This is a genomic window from Streptomyces cucumeris (assembly GCF_024295805.1).
GTDB classification, from domain to species: Bacteria; Actinomycetota; Actinomycetes; order Streptomycetales; family Streptomycetaceae; genus Streptomyces; species Streptomyces cucumeris.
In genome coordinates, this window is record NZ_JANCLX010000055.1 from 1 (window position 1) to 16,796 (window position 16,796).

General features: G+C 69.8%; 13 protein-coding genes and 1 pseudogene. 11 read left to right on the forward strand and 3 right to left on the reverse strand.

Annotation, left to right across the window (positions count from 1 at the left end; translation table 11 throughout):
* Positions 1–190: 190 nt before the first annotated feature.
* From NMK44_RS40050 to NMK44_RS40060, 3 genes and pseudogenes are all read left to right on the forward strand, one after another.
* Positions 191–310: pseudogene (locus NMK44_RS40050) on the forward strand (IS5/IS1182 family transposase); the annotation flags it as partial.
* A 421-nt stretch (positions 311–731) separates the two neighbouring features.
* Positions 732–1,220 carry a hypothetical protein gene (locus tag NMK44_RS40055; protein ID WP_254752806.1) on the forward strand — a complete coding sequence of 163 codons (489 nt, stop codon included), beginning with the start codon at positions 732–734 and terminating at the stop codon, positions 1,218–1,220.
* A gap of 9 nt (positions 1,221–1,229) precedes the next feature.
* The gene (locus NMK44_RS40060; RefSeq protein WP_254752808.1) at positions 1,230–1,424 is read left to right on the forward strand and encodes a hypothetical protein; all 195 of its coding nucleotides are present in this window, start codon (positions 1,230–1,232) and stop codon (positions 1,422–1,424) included.
* Between the two features lie 541 nt (positions 1,425–1,965).
* On the opposite strand, the gene NMK44_RS40065 is transcribed toward NMK44_RS40060, so the two are convergent.
* The 3 genes from NMK44_RS40065 to NMK44_RS40075 all read right to left on the reverse strand — a co-directional run bounded on the left by NMK44_RS40065 (position 1,966) and on the right by NMK44_RS40075 (position 6,211).
* Positions 1,966–2,379 (reverse strand): hypothetical protein, encoded by a 414-nt coding sequence (locus tag NMK44_RS40065; RefSeq protein WP_254752810.1) that lies wholly within the window; start codon positions 2,377–2,379, stop codon positions 1,966–1,968.
* 418 nt (positions 2,380–2,797) lie between these two features.
* Positions 2,798–4,999: a cytochrome P450/oxidoreductase gene (locus tag NMK44_RS40070; RefSeq protein WP_254752812.1), complete on the reverse strand. Its 2,202-nt coding sequence runs from the start codon at positions 4,997–4,999 to the stop codon at positions 2,798–2,800.
* A gap of 132 nt (positions 5,000–5,131) precedes the next feature.
* A complete protein-coding gene (locus tag NMK44_RS40075) occupies positions 5,132–6,211 on the reverse strand; it encodes an NAD(P)-dependent alcohol dehydrogenase (protein ID WP_254752814.1) in 1,080 nt (359 codons plus the stop codon).
* Positions 6,212–6,285: 74 nt separating this feature from the next.
* Between NMK44_RS40075 and NMK44_RS40080 the strand changes: the two genes are divergently transcribed.
* The 8 genes from NMK44_RS40080 (at position 6,286) to NMK44_RS40115 (ending at position 16,758) form a co-directional block, all read left to right on the forward strand.
* A complete protein-coding gene (locus NMK44_RS40080; protein ID WP_254752816.1) occupies positions 6,286–7,734 on the forward strand; it encodes an aldehyde dehydrogenase family protein in 1,449 nt (482 codons plus the stop codon).
* Between the two features lie 11 nt (positions 7,735–7,745).
* Positions 7,746–8,945: a PucR family transcriptional regulator gene (locus NMK44_RS40085; RefSeq protein WP_254752818.1), complete on the forward strand. Its 1,200-nt coding sequence runs from the start codon at positions 7,746–7,748 to the stop codon at positions 8,943–8,945.
* A gap of 218 nt (positions 8,946–9,163) precedes the next feature.
* Positions 9,164–10,186 carry an alcohol dehydrogenase catalytic domain-containing protein gene (locus NMK44_RS40090; protein WP_254752820.1) on the forward strand — a complete coding sequence of 341 codons (1,023 nt, stop codon included), beginning with the start codon at positions 9,164–9,166 and terminating at the stop codon, positions 10,184–10,186.
* Positions 10,183–11,562 (forward strand): amidohydrolase family protein, encoded by a 1,380-nt coding sequence (locus tag NMK44_RS40095; protein WP_254752821.1) that lies wholly within the window; start codon positions 10,183–10,185, stop codon positions 11,560–11,562. Before NMK44_RS40090 ends, NMK44_RS40095 begins: the two co-directional genes overlap by 4 nt.
* A gap of 432 nt (positions 11,563–11,994) precedes the next feature.
* Positions 11,995–13,083: a BMP family ABC transporter substrate-binding protein gene (locus NMK44_RS40100; RefSeq protein WP_254752823.1), complete on the forward strand. Its 1,089-nt coding sequence runs from the start codon at positions 11,995–11,997 to the stop codon at positions 13,081–13,083.
* 29 nt (positions 13,084–13,112) lie between these two features.
* On the forward strand, positions 13,113–14,669 hold the full coding sequence (locus NMK44_RS40105) for an ABC transporter ATP-binding protein (protein ID WP_254752825.1): 1,557 nt from the start codon (positions 13,113–13,115) through the stop codon (positions 14,667–14,669).
* Positions 14,666–15,847, forward strand: a complete 1,182-nt coding sequence (locus tag NMK44_RS40110) for an ABC transporter permease (RefSeq protein WP_254752827.1) — start codon at positions 14,666–14,668, stop codon at positions 15,845–15,847. Before NMK44_RS40105 ends, NMK44_RS40110 begins: the two co-directional genes overlap by 4 nt.
* Entirely contained in the window at positions 15,844–16,758 is a 915-nt protein-coding gene (locus NMK44_RS40115) for an ABC transporter permease (protein WP_254752829.1), read from the forward strand. The genes NMK44_RS40110 and NMK44_RS40115 overlap by 4 nt, the downstream gene beginning before the upstream one ends.
* Positions 16,759–16,796: the final 38 nt, after the last annotated feature.

Here is a 16,796-nt window from a genome sequence, read left to right on the forward strand (position 1 = left end):
TCGCCGACGCCACCGAACAAGGCATCAACCGCATCAACCACAACCCACAACTGCCATGGTCCTTTCTCGCCCACACCGGCCTGACCATTCACCCAGCACACCCACTGAACTTACGAAAAGATCAGTAAGACGCCGTCTCATTGGGAGGGTTGAGGGGTCTGTGCAGGCTGGACCTGGCGTCAGGCAGCCGTCGGGGCCAACCGCACACCGCCGCTTCGCCGAGTGGAGTACCGCCCGGGTCTGGGCCAAGCTGCACCGCGTCGTCCTCGACGAACTCGGCTCGCGCGGCGGCTTGGACTGGTCGCGCTGCCCGAGGACGCGGGTGCGCAGCCCCACGCGCCGCAGCCCGGGCGCCAGCCCCGCCGCCCGCGCCTGCCTCTGGCGCGAGCCCGGCGGTAGCACCGTGCCATCCACGGGGCGGTCGCCGCTCGCCGCCCCGAACTCGCCCAGGCCTGGGCCACCGTGCACGTCGCCGAGGTCGGGCAGTGGCTACGGGGCGTGGTCGAGCCCGAACGCCCATGACGACCGCGGGGCCCTCGCCGCGCGCGTGACGCTGGGGGCGAATGCCCCCAGTTGCAGGCGATGAACACTGAGCAGAACATGGAATCGAGTGCAAGGGGAACCGGGAACCCGTTGCCCGTCTGCCTGCCGGGCGCTCCGGCGGCTGGCCGCGAGACCGGCTGAGGGGCGAGAAGAGCCTGATCTACGGGTGCTGGCGAGGAGTGAATTTCATGGCCGAAAAGGTAATTGATGTCACGCTGGCAAGCATGACCAACACGGGTGACACCCGTGTCAATCCGGTGGGTTTCATCATGACCGGCACGGCCCGAGCCGGAGACGACCAGCAAGTTTTCGATTCGGGGCTCCTCTTCGACAGGACGGAGGGGCAGCCCCTGAATTCGAGTGGGGTGCAACGCATCAGCCCGGGCGAGAGTGTCACCTTCAATACGACGAAGCGACTTACCGTCTCCCACCCCGAAGAGGAGAGTGAGGGTCACCTCAAACAGATGCTGCTCATCAACGCAGATCTGACGCAAAAGATAGCTGCCACCGGAGGAGTCGAGATACGCCCCTACTTCGGCTGCTTCATGCGCAAGGTCCTTTTTGATGAGCTCGACGGATTTGAGACACGCGATGAACCGCACAGTATCTTCTTCGAGGGAATGAAGTGGAGTTTCACGTCGACCTTCACGATAAATGTGATTTCCTCGTCCGGTTAAGGAGACGCCATGTGCCCCACCTGTCAGGACGAGGTCTACCTGTCCGATGACCGTCTCGGCCCCGACTGCGTGTGCGCGCAGTGCCTCGCCCGCCAGGCGCGCACCGCTGGCTACTCGCTCCCCGAGGAGTTCGCCGACGACCCGCAGGAGTGCACCACCCCCCCCCAGTGCGGATGGGCGCGCGCGATGGGCGCCGCCGCCTAGGCAGCGCTCAGCGGGGCGGCCAACCGGTCGCCCCGCGCCCACATCAGCCCGTGCACGTATCCGCATGCTTCCGCGCGGCGAACTGGCTTGGCGTAACGCCCGGGTTGAACTTCCGCATCCCGCACGCCGAGCACTCCAACCACTGACGCCCGCGGCCATCAGTCGTCACCCGCACGTAGCCGCGCCGCCCACGCGTAGGAATGGGCGGCTCAGACTTCTTCTTGCCCCACCGCATACACCCTCCCTGGCTCGCCGTACCGGCATGGTCCAAGCGCCGTACCGCACACAGCAAGAGGACAGGTGCACCACTGGTAGGGCCGGTGGACTCGACGGTGGTGCGCGCGCATCAGCACGCGGCCGGAGCCCGTACCGACCCGCCGCCGGTTCCGGCGTCAGGGGGCGAAGCAGCAGAACACCAGGCCGAGCCGATCCCGGCGGACATTCCCGTGCCCAAGGGCTGGGGCGGCAGCACCCAAGGCACCGGGGTCTCCGGTTCCTTGGGTGGTGCCTCGCTTCATTTCACCCGGCAGATGAGCCGATATCAGGCGGCCCAGCCCCCGGTGGATCGCGCACTCGAGTTGAAGGTGAAGTAGAACCTGGTGCCGTTACGGACATCGCTGGCGACCACGGCCCAGCGGTTCGCCGCGGCCCATGTCCAGCCATTGCAGTACTGGTTTCCCGTACTCGGTTTGAAACAGACCGCGATATAACCGCTGACCTTCGGCATGATGTTGATGTCGGCGCAGCGGCTGGTGGTCACGAGATGACTGCCGTCGTACGGGAAGTACTTCTTACCGGCGGGTTTGATGTACGAGTGGACGACGTCGAAGCACGCCGCCGCCACCTTATTCCCGTCGTCCTTGGCGTCAGCAGCTACGGCGCTGCCGCCGCTCAGCCCCGCCATCAGCAGCAGTCCGCTCGCGACTGCGGCGATTCTCTTGATGTGGTTTCCCATGATCTCCCGCATTCCTTCCCTTCGGGAAGATCCGCCCCCGGGAGAGCCGCCGATCCTATCGCGCCTCGGCGGATATCCGCCTCACCAACTCTTCCTCGGGAGCCCTTGAAGTGACTTCACTGATTCTGAAGCGGCGAGGCGCGGACCATCCTCTTGCATCGGGAAGCAGGAAACGAAGTCCATATCTTGCCAATGTGCATTCACGCTCTGTACGGCTCGGCCCGAAGGTGCCCCGGTGGCCGCTGTGAGAAATTCCGCTCGCTGTGCGGTGAACACGGAAGTGCCCCGAGCCGCCGGACCGCACGGGCACTCATGCTACGGAGATGATCAAGCCGATAGAACTCGTCATATTCGACTGCGACACTGTTTGGTGCGCGCCGGGCCCGCTGTCGGGGCCCATGCGGCAGCCGACCGGGACTCAGAGGTCGAGGACGAGGCGGTCGCCCTGACATCGGCCGACGCAGACCATCATCGTGCGCCCGGCTCGGCGTTCCTCGTCGCTGAGGACGGAGTCCCGGTGCTCCGGTGTCCCGCCGAGCACACGGGTCTCGCAGGCGCCGCAGTACCCCTTCTCACAGTCGTAGGACAGGCCGCTCACCGCATCACGCAGGGCCTCGATGAGGCGGCGGTCGGCCGGAACATTGAGCGTGGCTCCTGTCCGCGCGAGCTGGACTGTGAAGGGCTGGTTCTTTCCGGCGACGAAGGCCGTCTCGAGGTCGTCGCCGGCGGTGAAGCGCTCCACGTGGAGCCGGTCGGTGAGATCCAGGCGGGCGCACTCGCGCTCGACAGCGGCCAGCATCGGCGGCGGTCCGCACGCGTAGACGGCGGTGTCCGCGTCCAGTCCGTCCAGCAGTCGGGGGAGGTCCGGCAGCCCGGCCTCGTCCTGAGGGAGCAGGGTGAGCGCGTCGTCGGCGACGGCGGCGAGTTCGTCGGCGAGTGCCATCGTCGAGCGCGTGCGCCCGCCGTACACGACGGTCATGGGCGTGCCGCGTCGGGCGGCTTCGCGGGCCATGGCGAGGATCGGTGTGACGCCGATGCCGCCGGCGAGGAACAAGTAGGACGGTGCCGGTGTGAGCGGGAAGTGGTTGCGTGGCCCGCGTACCGCGAACGTGGTTCCCGGGCGGGCCAGTTCGTGGAGTTCCACCGACCCGCCCCGGCCCTGGGGCTCGCGAAGGACGCCGATACGCCAGGTCGTGGCGTCGGCGGGGTCGCCGCACAGCGAGTACTGACGCAGCCTGCCCGAGGGCAGACGCAGCTCGATGTGCGCTCCGGGCCGCCATGCGGGGAGTTCACCTCCGTCCGGCAGGCTGAGGTCGACGGTGACGACGCCATCGGCGGCGGGGCGCACCGCGGTCACGCGCAGTGGCATGGGTGTGCTCAGCGCGCGGACCGCTCCGATCGGCGCGGTTGCCCGGGGACCGGGGGTGAAGACCGCCGGGACCGCGTCCCAGCCGGACTGGTTGCCGCGCGTCGGGTAGGGAACGAGGCCCTCTTCGATCACCCGGTAGTCGGGCAGCCGGGTCAGGATCTGCGTCATCATCGCGCGGAACATGGCTCGGGCGAGGTGGGCGCCGGCACACCGGTGCGAGCCGATCCCGAAGCTGAGGTGCCGACTGGCGTCGCGGTCCAGCCGGACCTGTTCGGGGTCGGGGAACACGGCGGGATCGTGGTTCGCGGCGACCCAGGGGATCAGCACCCGGTCGCCCGTGTGCATCGGGCAGCCGCCGACCTCGGCGTCCCCGGTGAGTGTGCGTGCCATCGACTGCGAAGGGGCGAACGCGCGGAGGAACTCCTCGGTGGCGGTGTCCAGCAGATCCGGGGAGTCGATGAGGCGCTGGCGCTGCTCGGTGTGGCGGGCGAGGTGGACGAGTGTGGATCCGGTCAGGGAGGTGGTGGTGTCGACACCGCCGGCGATGAGCAGGCCGATCACCGACACCAGCTCGTCCTCGCTGAACGCGCTGCCGTCGTCACGTCGGCTGGGCACCAGTGCGCTGACCGCGTCGGCCCGTGGTGCCGAGCGGCGCTCGGCGATCAGCTCGCGGATACGCCGGTCCATGTACGCCAGTCCGGCGGCCCCGCGTACGGCGCGCTCGCTGCCGGCCGGGGCGGCGAAGATGTCGTGGATCGGCCCGGCCAGCTCCGCCCAGTCCTCCTCGGGGAAGCCGAGCCAGTCCAGGGTGACCGCGGTCGGCAGAGGGTTGGTGAGGTCGCGGACGAGGTCGCAGGAGCCGAGCTCGATGAAGTCGTCCACGACGCGGGCGGCGTGGCGCTCGATCGTGGGTATCAGCTGTTCGACCGCCTGCGGGGTCAGCAGTGGGTTGATCAGTTGCCGGTACTCGGCCGAACGCGGCGGGTCGAGCTCGATCGGATACTGTTCGAGCCCCGGTCCTTTGGGGATGACGATGCCGACCCCCTGCCCGCCGTGGTCGCTGCGGGCTGAGGAGAACGTCGCGTCATCGCGGGCGATGCGGGCCACATCGGCGTATCGCGTCGTGTAGTGGAAGCCGCCGTGAGCGGCCGAGCGGCCTACCGGGCAGGTATCACGGAAGCGCGCGTAGTAGGCGACCGGATCGGCATTGGCCTCGTCGGAGTGGTGGTCGAAGTCGATGTCGGCGGACATGGTGGGCATGCTCCACGTGCTCGGACCTGTGCGCGGTGTTGTCCGGCCGCGCCACCGGATGCCTGCTGCCTCATCGGTGTCGGTCACCCTAAGGTGTCGCCGTCACGTGTGACAACGTCTGGTGGATGACGTTCAGAAGGTCAGCACGGCCTTGCCGACCGAGCCGGAGCGGACCGCTGCAACAGCCTCGTTGATCCGCTCGAACGGGAAGTAGGTGATCATCTTCTCGACCGGGAAGCGGCCTTCGGCGTTGAGCTTCAGCAACTGGGGCAGGAACACCTGTGGCACGCTGGACCCGCCGATGATGCCGGTGACACTGCGTCCGTTGAGAATGCTGCGCCACTCGAAGGTCATCGACTCGCTGGGACCGATGCCGATGACGCCGGCGCGGCCGAGCGGGCCGAGCGCCTCCACCGCGGTGCGCAGGACGTCCTCGCGGCCGGTTGTGTCGATCGCGAAGTCGAATCCGTCGGGGACGAGGGTGGTCAGTTGGTCGGCGGTCGCCCCGGCCGAGGAGTCGACGGTGTGCGTGGCTCCGAGGTCGCGGGCGGCCTTCAGTTTGGCCGGGTTCACGTCGACGGCGACGACCATGCAGGCGCTGAGCGAGGCGGCGATGATGGCGGCCACGCCGACAGCCCCTGCCCCGAACACCGCGATCGAGGAGCCGGGGCGCGGCTGTAGGACGTTGAGGACCCCGCCGGCTCCGGTCTGGAAGCCGCAGCCGAAGGGTCCGGCCCGTAGCAGGTCCAGCGATGGGTCGATCCTGACGATCGCCCGCTCCGGTGCGACGACGTGACTGGCGAAGGACGACTGCCCAAGGAAGTGGGCGTTGACCTCCCGCCCCGCGTGGGTCACCGCGGTGGAGCCGTCGGGTCGGCGGCCGGAGAAGTTCACTGTGTCGAAGGCGCGGCAGTAGGCGGGCGAGCCGGTGTCGCACAGCGTGCAGGTGCCGCAGGACGCGAAGGACATGGCGACGTGGTCGCCCGGGCGTACGGAGGTGACGTGGGTGCCGACCTTCTCGACGATGCCCGACCCTTCGTGACCGAGCAGCGCGGGTGTGGGGAAGAAGGTGGCGAACTCAAGGTCGGTACCGCAGATCCCGGTGGCCGCCACGCGGACGAGCACCTCGTCCGGGCGGGGCTGGCCGAGGTCCACCTCGGTCAGTTCGAAGGGCTGTCCGGGCTTCTGCAGCAGAGCGGCGGTGGCGCGCACAGGGCCTCCTCGGTGCCTCGCATTGTGAGACCGCATATTGACATGCGCGATATGGCCGGTCAAGGTTTGCTGCTATGGCGGCTGTTGACTTTCCTCCTTCCCAGCACTTCATCGACGGCGAATGGGTCGCGGCCCGCGACGGCGGCACGCTGGATGTCCTCGATCCGGCCACCCATCAGGTGATGACCAAGGTGGCACGGGCAGGCGGTGCCGATGTCGATGACGCGATCGCGGCGGCGCGCCGTGCCTTCCCCGCCTGGTCCGCGACCAACCCCAGCGAGCGCGGGGCGCTGCTCCGGCGCTGGGCCGACCTGGTCATGGCCGAAGTCGAGGCGCTCGCGGCCGTCGAGGCCCAGGACGTGGGCAAGCCGCTGTCCGGAGCCCGGACGAACATCTACATCTCCCACGGCATCATCGACTACTTCGCCGGTGCGGCCGACAAGCTCACCGGAGTCACGCTGCCGACCCGCAGCCCCGACTACCTGGGCTACACGGTTCCCGAGCCGTACGGCGTGTGCGCCGTCGTCATCCCGTGGAACGTACCTGCCGTGCTCACCGCGGCGAACGTCGCGCCGGCGCTCGCCGCGGGCAACACGGTCGTCCTCAAGCCGTCCGAGGTCGCCCCGCTGGCTCCGTTCGCGCTCGCGGAACTCGCCCGGCGCGCCGGTTTCCCGCCGGGGGTCATCAACGTCGTCGCGGGCCTCGGTCCCGAGGCGGGCGTCGCGCTCACCTCGCATTCGGACGTCGACCACATCAGCTTCGTCGGCTCCACCGCCACCGGGCGGGCGATCATGGCGGCCGCCGCACAGAACCTCGTCCCGGTGAAGCTGGAACTCGGCGGCAAGTCGCCGAACGTGCTCTTCGCCGATGCCGACCTCGACACGGCGATCCCCGCGATCACCGCCTCGATCACCGAGAACGCGGGGCAGAACTGTTACGCCGGTTCCCGGCTGCTCGTCCAGGCTTCGGTGCACGACGAGGTCGTGGAACGGGTCGCGGCCGCCATGGCAGCGGTCAGGACCGGGCCCTGGGAAGCCGACCTGGACATGGGGCCGCTGGTCAGTGCCGCCCAGTTCGCCCGCGTCAGCGGCTTCCTCAAGGACGCCCCGCGTGAGGGGGCGCGGCTGGTCACCGGTGGCGCACCCACCGGCAACGGATGGTTCGTCCGGCCGACCGTGTACGACCGTGTGGACGCGGGCATGCGTATCGCCCGCGCAGAGATCTTCGGCCCGGTACTCGCCGTACAGTCCTTCCGCGACACCGCCGAGGCGACTGAGCTGATGAACGCAACGGACTTCGGCCTGCTGGCCTGCGTCTGGACCAACGATGTCTCCCGGGCCCTGCGGCTGGCGAAGGACGTCCGCTCCGGGCAGGTGGCGGTCAACCAGTTCCATGACGCGGGAGTGATCGGCTTCCCCTTCAATATGCAAAAGGAGAGCGGCTTCAGCCGGGGGGGCGGGTACGCGGCGCTACGCGAATACACCCAGGAGAAGGGCGTGGCCATCCGGCTGCTGGCCAGTTGAGTCCGGACACCATGAGTACCACTGCCGGAGTCTGGTCGGGAACGGCCCGGGAAGGGCCGGGGCCGGCCCCCGATCCTGCCGTGCTGGAGCGGGAGCTGACCGAAGCCGTGCTCGCCGGCGCCGACTGCTCGGACGTGCTCCGCGCGCTCATGCGGGCAGCCGGCCGGCATATGCGGCTGCTGTCCGCCGAGGGCATGCCGCTGGCGACCACGGACGGGGGAGCGGGAGTCGCCGCCGCGGTGGCGGACGACGTGCTCGACGACGCGGCCGGATCGGTGGTCGACACGCTCGACGGGTTGCGGGCCACGGCGCTGCCCGTGCGTGCGGGGCGGACGGTTGCCGGTGTCCTGCTGGCCGTCGGTACCGATGAACCGCGCGTACGGGCGCTGGCGCATGCCGCCGTCACCGCGCTGCTCATCGACGCCGTACGCGCGCCGGGCGACTCCGCCGAAGTTCAGACGCGGCACACACCGGCTGACGTCGTCGCCGCGCTGCGGTCCGGGACGGTGAGTCCCTCGATGTGTGCGGCGGCCACGGGACTGGGCATCGACCTGCAGCGACCACCGGCCGGTGCCGTACTGCACTACGGCGGCTCCCGCCTGCGCGCCTGGTCCACGGCCCTCACCTGGCTGGATCACCCGGTGCAGCAGGAGGGGCGCACGGCCTGGACGGTGGTGGCGGACGAGGCCGTGCTCGGCCGCCTGCGGAACCGTCTGCGCCTCATGACCGGAGACGAGTCCGCCGACCAAGTCGTCGCGGCGAGCGGCTCACACCCCGACTCGCCCAAGGGTCTGGCCCGGTCGTACGCCGAGGCCGAAAGGCTCCTCGGCCTGGCCACGGCCCAGCGCGTCCCACTGCTCACCTTCGGCGGCTGCGGGGTCGTCCAGGTACTGTTGCCTCTCCCTCGTACGCGGCTCGAAGCGTACGCCGAGGCGCACCTCGGACCGATTCGGCAGCGTCCTGAACTGATGGCGACTCTGCGTGCCTGGCTGGCCGAGAGGGGCAGTCGGCAGAGCGTCTCCGAACAACTCCATCTCCACCGCAACTCAGTGGGCTACCGGGTACGGCAGATCAAGACCCTCCTCGGCACGGACCCGCTGCTTCCCGCGGCCGCGGCGGAATTGCACCTGGCGCTCACGGCCCTGGATCTGCTCGCGGCTGACGAGCAGCAGTCGCGCGGCGACGACGCGCCGGTGTCGGCCGGAGGCTGACCGACACGTCGCGCTTCGCCTCGCCGACGCCCGTACCCAAGTGCCTCGAACATGCCGCAGCCTGGGCTGTTCAGCCTTTCGGCATGCGGTACACCCGTGAAACCAAGATGTGTTCCAGGGGCGTTGACAGCACTGGTTGGCGGAGGCAGAGTATCGCAATACGTTCCACCGCCTCGCAATGCGAGACGGGTGAGGGTGAGGAGGATTCGGTGCGAGCCATGGTGCAGACCGAATTCGGCGGGCCCGAGGCCGTGTTCCCACAGGACCTCCCGGAGCCGGTGTGCGGACCGCGCGACGTCGTCGTCGAGGTCGCGTACTGCGGACTGAACCGCCTGGACCTGGTCCAGCTCAAGGGGCCCGGCCTGCTCCCCGGCTTCCGTCTTCCCCATGTGCCGGGCATGGACTTCGCCGGAACGGTGGTAGCGACCGGCTCCGCGGTCACCTCGATCGTCCCCGGCGATCGGGTCACCGTCGATCCCACCCAGGGCTGCGGCAGTTGCCCGCGCTGCTCGGCGGGCGATCGCGCGTACTGTGTCAGCCCGCGCGTCCTCGGCGGCAACGCCCCCGGCGCGCTGGCCGAATACGTACGGGCCTCCGCGCAATCGGTCATCCAGATCCCCGAGTCCGTTCCGCTCACTGCGGCCGTTACGGTGCCCACCGCCTTCGCGACGGCGTGGCACGCGGTGCACACCGTCGGGTCGCTCGCCGCCGGAGAGACCCTCGTCGTGCACGCGGGCGCGAGCGCCGTCAGCCTGGCAGCCATCGCGCTGGCCAAGCGGGCCGGTGCCTCGGTCGTCGCCTTCGCCGGCAGCGACGCCAAGCAGGCCGCGGCCAACACGGCAGGAGCGGACCTGGTGCTGCCCAACGAGGCCCCGGACTCGGCGAAAACGGTGTCGGACTTCACCGACGGTGCCGGTGCCGACCTGGTCCTGGACCATGTCGGCACCGAAACCTGGCGTACCTCACTGGACTGCCTCGGCATCCGCGGGCGCCTGCTGCTGATGGGCAACACCAGCGGCGACCAGGTCTCGTTCTCGCTCCAGGAGGTCTTCCACCGCGGCCTGAAGCTGCTGGGCACCGGCGGCTACAGCTCGGCCGACTTCCTCGCCGCCACATCAGCCTGCTTCACCGACGGCCTGTGCCTGCCCACCGCCGCCCGATTCCCGCTCGAAGGTCTGGCTGACGCCTGGGACGTGCTCGCCGCCCGCGGCACCATCGGCAAGGTCGTGATCGAGCCATGACCGACCTTCTGATCGTGGGCGGCGACATCGTCACCATGGACGCCGCTCGGCGAGTCCTTCCCCGGGCGACGGTCGCCGTGTCCGGGAACAGCATCGCGGCGCTCGGCACGGCCGAGGACCTGCGCGCACGCTACCCGCATGCGCGGGAGATCGACGCGTCGGGCTGCGTCGTCATCCCGGGCCTGATCGACACCCACCAGCACACGACCGTCGACCCCCTCGTGCGCAGCACGATCCCCGATCACCTCGGCTCGCACGAGTCCATATTCGACTGGATCGTCCCGCTGCACGCCCACGCCGACGGGGACGACGACGAACTGGCCGCGACCATCACCGCCGTGGAGTGTCTGTCCCGGGGCATCACCACGGTGCTGGAGCCGGGCACAGTGGCCTACCCCGAACGAGTCGCCGCGGGGCTGGGCGCCGCGGGGATCCGCGCCCGGGTCGGAGGCTGGGGCTGGGACGCCAAGGGCGTGCCGTTCGGTGCCCCCGCCGACGAGGTGCTCGCCCGGCAGGACGACATCGTCCGGTCCCTGCCCACCACCGGACCGGTGACCGGGTGGGTGACGCTCGTGGGCCACGACCTCGTGAGCGACGAGCTGTTCGCCGGAGCGGCGAGCCTGGCCGAACGGCTCGACGTCGGACTGACCTGGCACATCTCTCCGGGACCTGCCGACATCGAGGCGTACGCGCTGCGCTGCGGGCGCCGGCCGGTGGTCCACTTCCGCGAGCTGGGAGTACTCGGCCCGCGCCTGCTGCTGGGACACGCCGTGTGGCTCGACGACACGGAGGTCGAGGCGATCCTCCAGACCAGTACCGCGGTCGCCGTCTGTCCGGGGGCCTATCTGCGTCTCGCCCAGGGGTATGCACGCGCCTCCCGCCACGCCGAACTGGTGCGGCGGGGCGGGAGGGTCGCACTCGGCTGCGACTCACACAACGCCGGCGACGCCCCGGACGTCCTCCTGGCCGCCTACCTGTTCGCGGGCCTGGAACGCGACCGCGGTCGCCCCGATCCGGTCCGCGCCGAGCAAGCGTTCGCCCTCGCGACGATCGACGGCGCCCGGGCGATCGGTCTCGGCGAACGCATCGGCTCCCTCGAGGTGGGCAAGGCGGCCGACATCGTCGTGCTCGACGCCCGGGACCCCGCCTGGATACCGCGCGGCGACCTCGCCCGGCAGCTCGTATGGGGCCATGTGTCGCGCACCGTCCGCGACGTGCTGGTCGACGGCCGCGTGGTGGTCCGCGACCGGCGACCGACCGGTGTCGACCTCGAGGCTGTCGCCGCGGCCGCCGCCGAGCGATCCGGCGCGCTGCTGCGGCGCGCCGCCATCACGCCCCGCCCCGCCTGGCCCACGGAGCCGGTGGCCGGCCAGTAAAGGAGACCCGCCGTTGAACGTCCTCGACATATCCAGGCTTCCGCCGGCGCAGAAGCGGATTCCGCTGCCGGAGCCGGTGCTGTGCGGCCGATCCCGATGGTCACCGTGCTCGCCCCGGATGGAGGGGACAACCTGCCGGAGCGCCGCGTGTACGAGGTGATCGACCCCGGCGCACACCACCTGCTTCCCGGGCATCCACCTGATGCTCGCAGAGATCGTCCGTGTCACCGCTGACGACTCGTTCATGGCCGCCTCGGCCGCATCGACCCCACCCGGGTCCGAGCGGTCGGACGGATGGGTTCCCGTGGTTCGTCGCCGCGGGTGAGGAGTCCCCTCCACCAGGAGCGTGCCTCCTGCGCACCCCGACTGCCAACTGATTGCCACCCCTACCGCCCAGCCGGGGCGGTGCACCCAGTGAATGGAACCGCGCACATGACTGCAAGAAGCATGCTCCGGGGCCCTCGGGCCGCAGTCGGCCTCGCCCTCGCAGGAGCCCTCGCGCTCTCCGGCTGTGCCGGCAACGAGGCGACGGCCCCCAAGAAGAACGCTTCGGCGGGCGGCAACAGCGGCTCGGGCCTCGACGAGCCGGATGTCAATGGCGACGGCAAGGTCGTCATAGGCGTCCTCAGCCCCGGCGACATCAACGACCACGGCTACTACCAGAGCTTCGTCGACTCGGCGGACGCCTTCGCCAAGGAGAAGGGCTGGAAGGTCATCAAGCGCGGCAGTGTGCCCGCGAGCGATGCGCTCACCGCGGCCCGCGCGCTGTGCCAGCAGCACGTCGACATGGTCGCGCTCGGCGCGAGCGAGCTCAAGACCGCCATCCCCGCCTCCGAGGAGCCGGTCTGCATCAAGACTGCCTGGTACGTGCCGTCGTCGGCGAACATCGACCAGGCCCCGCGGATCCTGCTGTCGGCGGACGACCCCAACCAGTCCCTGCTCGCCGCGGGCTACGCGGCGGGCCTGAAGATGAAGGCCGCCGGCCACACCAAGGCCGGGTTCATCGCCGGTGCCAAGGCCGACTTCAGTGTCGCCGCCGCGAAGGCGTTCCTGGCCGGGATCCGGAAGGTCGTCCCGAAAGCCACCCTGACGAGTTCCTACACCGGCGACTTCAACGACTCGGCGAAAGCCAAGGAGGCCACCCAGGCACAGATCAGCCAGGGCATCAAGGTCATCTACCCCTACCTCGGTGGCGCGACCGACGCCGCGGCACAGCTTGCGAAGGCAGGCGGTGCACTGACCCTCACTCCGGGCACCGACCGGTGCGACTCGACCCGCCCGAAGTTCGACATCTCGGTGATCTTCAGCCCGGGTGACTACTTCCGCGCCGCGCTGGAGGAGTTCGCCAAGAACAACTTGAAGATGGGCACGACGCGTGTGTGGCATCTGGGCGTCGATCCCTACCCGACCGTCAAGATCTGCAAGGCGCGGGGCAGCGAGGATCAGAAGCTGGCGACGTTCATGAAGAAGATCGGCAACAAGGAGATCGACCCGAAGGCCGAGGTCGAGCGCCTCGGCTGACCTGCCGACACCGACGAGGAAGGTCAGCGATGACACCGACGACCTCAGCGGTTCCACTTCTTGAGCTGCGCGGCATCACGAAGTCCTACGGAGCTGTCACGGCCTGCGACACCGTGGACCTCAGGGTCGACGCCGGCGAGATCCACGGACTCCTGGGCGAGAACGGGGCGGGCAAGTCCAGCCTCATGAAGGTCCTGCTCGGGCTCGTCCGGCGAGATTCCGGCACCGTCCTGGTGCGCGGTGAGGCGGTCGCGCTGGACAGCCCGCAGGAAGCGGCCGAGCTGGGCATCGGCATGGTGCACCAGCATTTCAGCCTCATCAATGGGCTGACCGTCTGGGAGAACGTGGCTCTCGGCGACATCGGCAAGGTGAACAAGCAGGCGATCTGCGCCGATATCCACAAGGTCTCCGCCCGTTACGGGCTGCCGATCGCCCCCGAGGCGCGCGTCGGGTCGCTCTCGGCCGGCGAGCGGCAGAGGGTCGAGGTGGTGAAGTGCCTGCGGCGCGATCCCCAGATTCTGATCCTGGACGAGCCCACCTCGGTACTGACCCAGGCCGAGTCGGAGGAATTGTTCACCGTGCTCGGCCGGGTGGTACAGGATGAGGGGCGCGCTGTCATCCTCATCAGCCATAAACTGGCCGAGATTGCCCAGGCCACGGACCGCGTGACGGTCCTGCGCAGGGGCCGTGTCGCCTTCCGGGCGGTCACGGCCGAGACTACTCCACAGCTGCTCGCCGAGCGGATGGTGGGCCGTGGTGTGTCGCTGGGCGAGGAGGGCGCTGCCCTCGGCCTGCTGCCGGCGCAGAAGGCGCCCGCCGGCGAGGGCGGGGCCCACGGCAGGCAGCATCCCGTCCTGTGTCTTGCCGGCCTCACCGTCGAGCAAGGCGGCGTCCGGGTTCTCGAAGGCGTCGATCTGACCGTGGGCGCGGGTGAGATCGTCGCTCTCTACGGCGTCGAGGGAAACGGTCAGGCCGCGCTCGGCGAAGTCCTCGCCGGGCTGATCCCGCCGACCGCCGGCCGCATCGAGGTCGCCGGGAGCAGGGTCGATGTGACCCGGCCCGGCGCGCTCGCCAAGGCTGGTCTGGGCATCGTGCCGGAGGACCGGCACCAAAGCGGCGTCGTCCTCGACATGAGTGTCGCCGAGAACCTGACGATGAAATCGCTCGACAAGGTCAGCGGCCGGTTCCTGCTGCGGCGTGGCGTGATGCTCGCCGAGGCCCGCCGCCTCGCGGAGGAGTTCAACATCGTCGCACCGTCGCTGGACGCGCCGGTGCGCAGCCTGTCCGGCGGCAACCAGCAGCGGGTCGTACTCGCCCGGGAACTGTCCCGTGACACCCGCATCCTGGTGGCCGCGCAGCCCACCCACGGGCTTGACGTGGGTGCCATCGAGGACATGTATTCCCGGCTGCGCAAGGCGGCCGCCGAAGGCGTCGGAGTGCTGCTCATCTCCACCGAATTCGAGGAAGTCATGGCCCTTGCAACCCGGATCGCGGTGATCTCCTCGGGGCGGATCACCGGAGTACTCCCCGTCTCGGAGGCGACCTCCGAGCGTCTCGGCATGCTGGTCGGAGGTGAAGCCGCATGAGTGCTGCCTCATTGGCCGCCGCGGGCGACCCCGGCCGGCGGCTCCTCGCCCGGCTCCGCCCCGGGCGCGGTGGCTGGATGACAGCGGGCCTCACCGTCGTACTCGTCGCCGTCGCTCTGGGCGCGTCCGCACTGCTGCTCATGCTGACCGGTGCCTCGCCGAGGGCGTCACTGTCCGCGATCTGGACCGGGTCTCTGGCCAACACCACCGGATGGACGACGACGTTGCTCAACGTGGCGCCTCTGCTGCTGGTCGCGGTCGGTGCGTGCATCTGTTCGTCCGCCGGCACCTTCAACATCGGCCAGGAGGGACAGGTGCTCATCGGCGGTCTGGCCGGAGCCTGGGTCGGGCTGCGGCTGGCCCTGCCAGGCCCGATGCTGGTCGTCGTGGTGCTGATCGCCGCTGCGGTCGGCGGCGGCGCCTGGGCCGCGCTCAGCGCTCTGATGCTGCGTTTCCGCGGCGTCAACGTCCCGGTGAGCACCCTGCTGATGACGTTCCTCGCCATCCAGCTCGTCACGTTCGCGGTCAGCACGCCGTGGGGTCTGCAGGAGAGCGCGCAGGGTTCCTCGGGGATCGCCGACGCCCAGTCCAACCCCCTGCCGGCCAACGCCCAGCTCGCGAGCTTCGGACAGTACCCGTCGCTGCAGCCGAACGCCGGCCTGTTCATCGCGCTTGTCTCCGCGGTCGGCGTCGCCCTCGTCCTGAGCCGCAGCCGGTGGGGCTTCCGGGTACGCATGGTCGGACTGAACCCGCTGACGGCCAAGCACGCGGGTGTCCGGGTGGGCGCCCTGGGCGGCTTCACCCTGGCGCTGTCAGGCGCCTTCGCGGGGCTGGCGGGAGGGCTGCTGCTGGCCACTCCGGTCAGCACCAACCGGCTGCAGGCCGGGCTCTCGGACAACGTCGGCTGGGACGGCCTGCTCGTCGCGCTCGTCGCGCGCAACCGGCCCCTGGCCGCGATCCCGGTGTCGTTCGTCTTCGCCGTGCTGCGCGCGGGCGGGGATTTCCTGTCGGCGACCGGTGTGCCGTCCTACCTCGTCGACATCGTCAAGGCGTTGCTCGTCCTCGCGTTCGTCGCACCGCCCGTCCTCGTCGACCTCTTCCGAGGGCGGCGCGGTACCACTCCGCAGGAGGCGCCCGCCGCGTCCGTTGTCCCGATCGAGAGGAAGGCAGCCGTATGAGCGCCCTGGACAGCAGTGCGACCATTCTCGCGAGCGGGGTGCGGCTGACGGTGCCCCTGGCTTTCGCCGCCTGCGGTGAATACCTGGCCGAGCGCGCCGGCGCGATGAACATCTCCGTCGAGGCGATGATGCTCGGGGCCGCGTTCACCTCGATCGCCACCGCCAGCGCGACCGGCAGTGCCACCGTCGGGCTCGTGGTCGGCGTCCTGACCGGCCTCGTCGTGGGCTTCGTGCACGGCAACCTCTCCCACCGGGCGCAGATCAACAGCTTCGTCGTCGGGCTTGTGCTGAATTCGCTGGTGCTCGGGCTGACGAGCTACCTGATCACGACGGAGCAGTTCTCCTCGCACCAGGTCGGGGCGGTGTCGATCCCGCTGCTGCAGGACATCCCGGTCATCGGCAAGCCGTTGTTCTCCGAACGCTGGCCCGCCTACCTTCTGATCCTGCTGGTGCCGCTCACCTGGTGGCTGGTGGAGCGCAGCCGCTGGGGCCTGGAACTGCGGGCGGTCGGGGAGAACCCGCAGGCAGCCGACGTCACGGGCATCAAGGTGAACCTTCGGCGCCGGCAGGCCCTTCTGTGGTGTGGCGCACTGGCCGGTCTCGGTGGGGCGTACCTCGCGGTCGGCGAGGTCGGATCGTTCAACCAGAACATGACCGCCGGGCGTGGGTACATCGTCATCGCCGCGGTGATCTTCGGGGCGTGGCGGCTCGGTCGGACCCTGCTCGGCTGCTGCGTGTTCGGCCTGTCCGACGCGATGCGGCTGGCGCTCCCCGCGCTCGGCGTGACCCTCAACGCCCAGCTGCTCGTCGCGGCGCCGTACCTGCTCGCCCTGCTCGCCATGGTGCTGTTCACCACCCAGCACCGGGAACCCGCCGCGCTCGGACGGCCCTTCGAACGTGGATCGACCTGACGGCAGGACCCGGGGCCCTGGTTGGAGCGGTCCCCGGG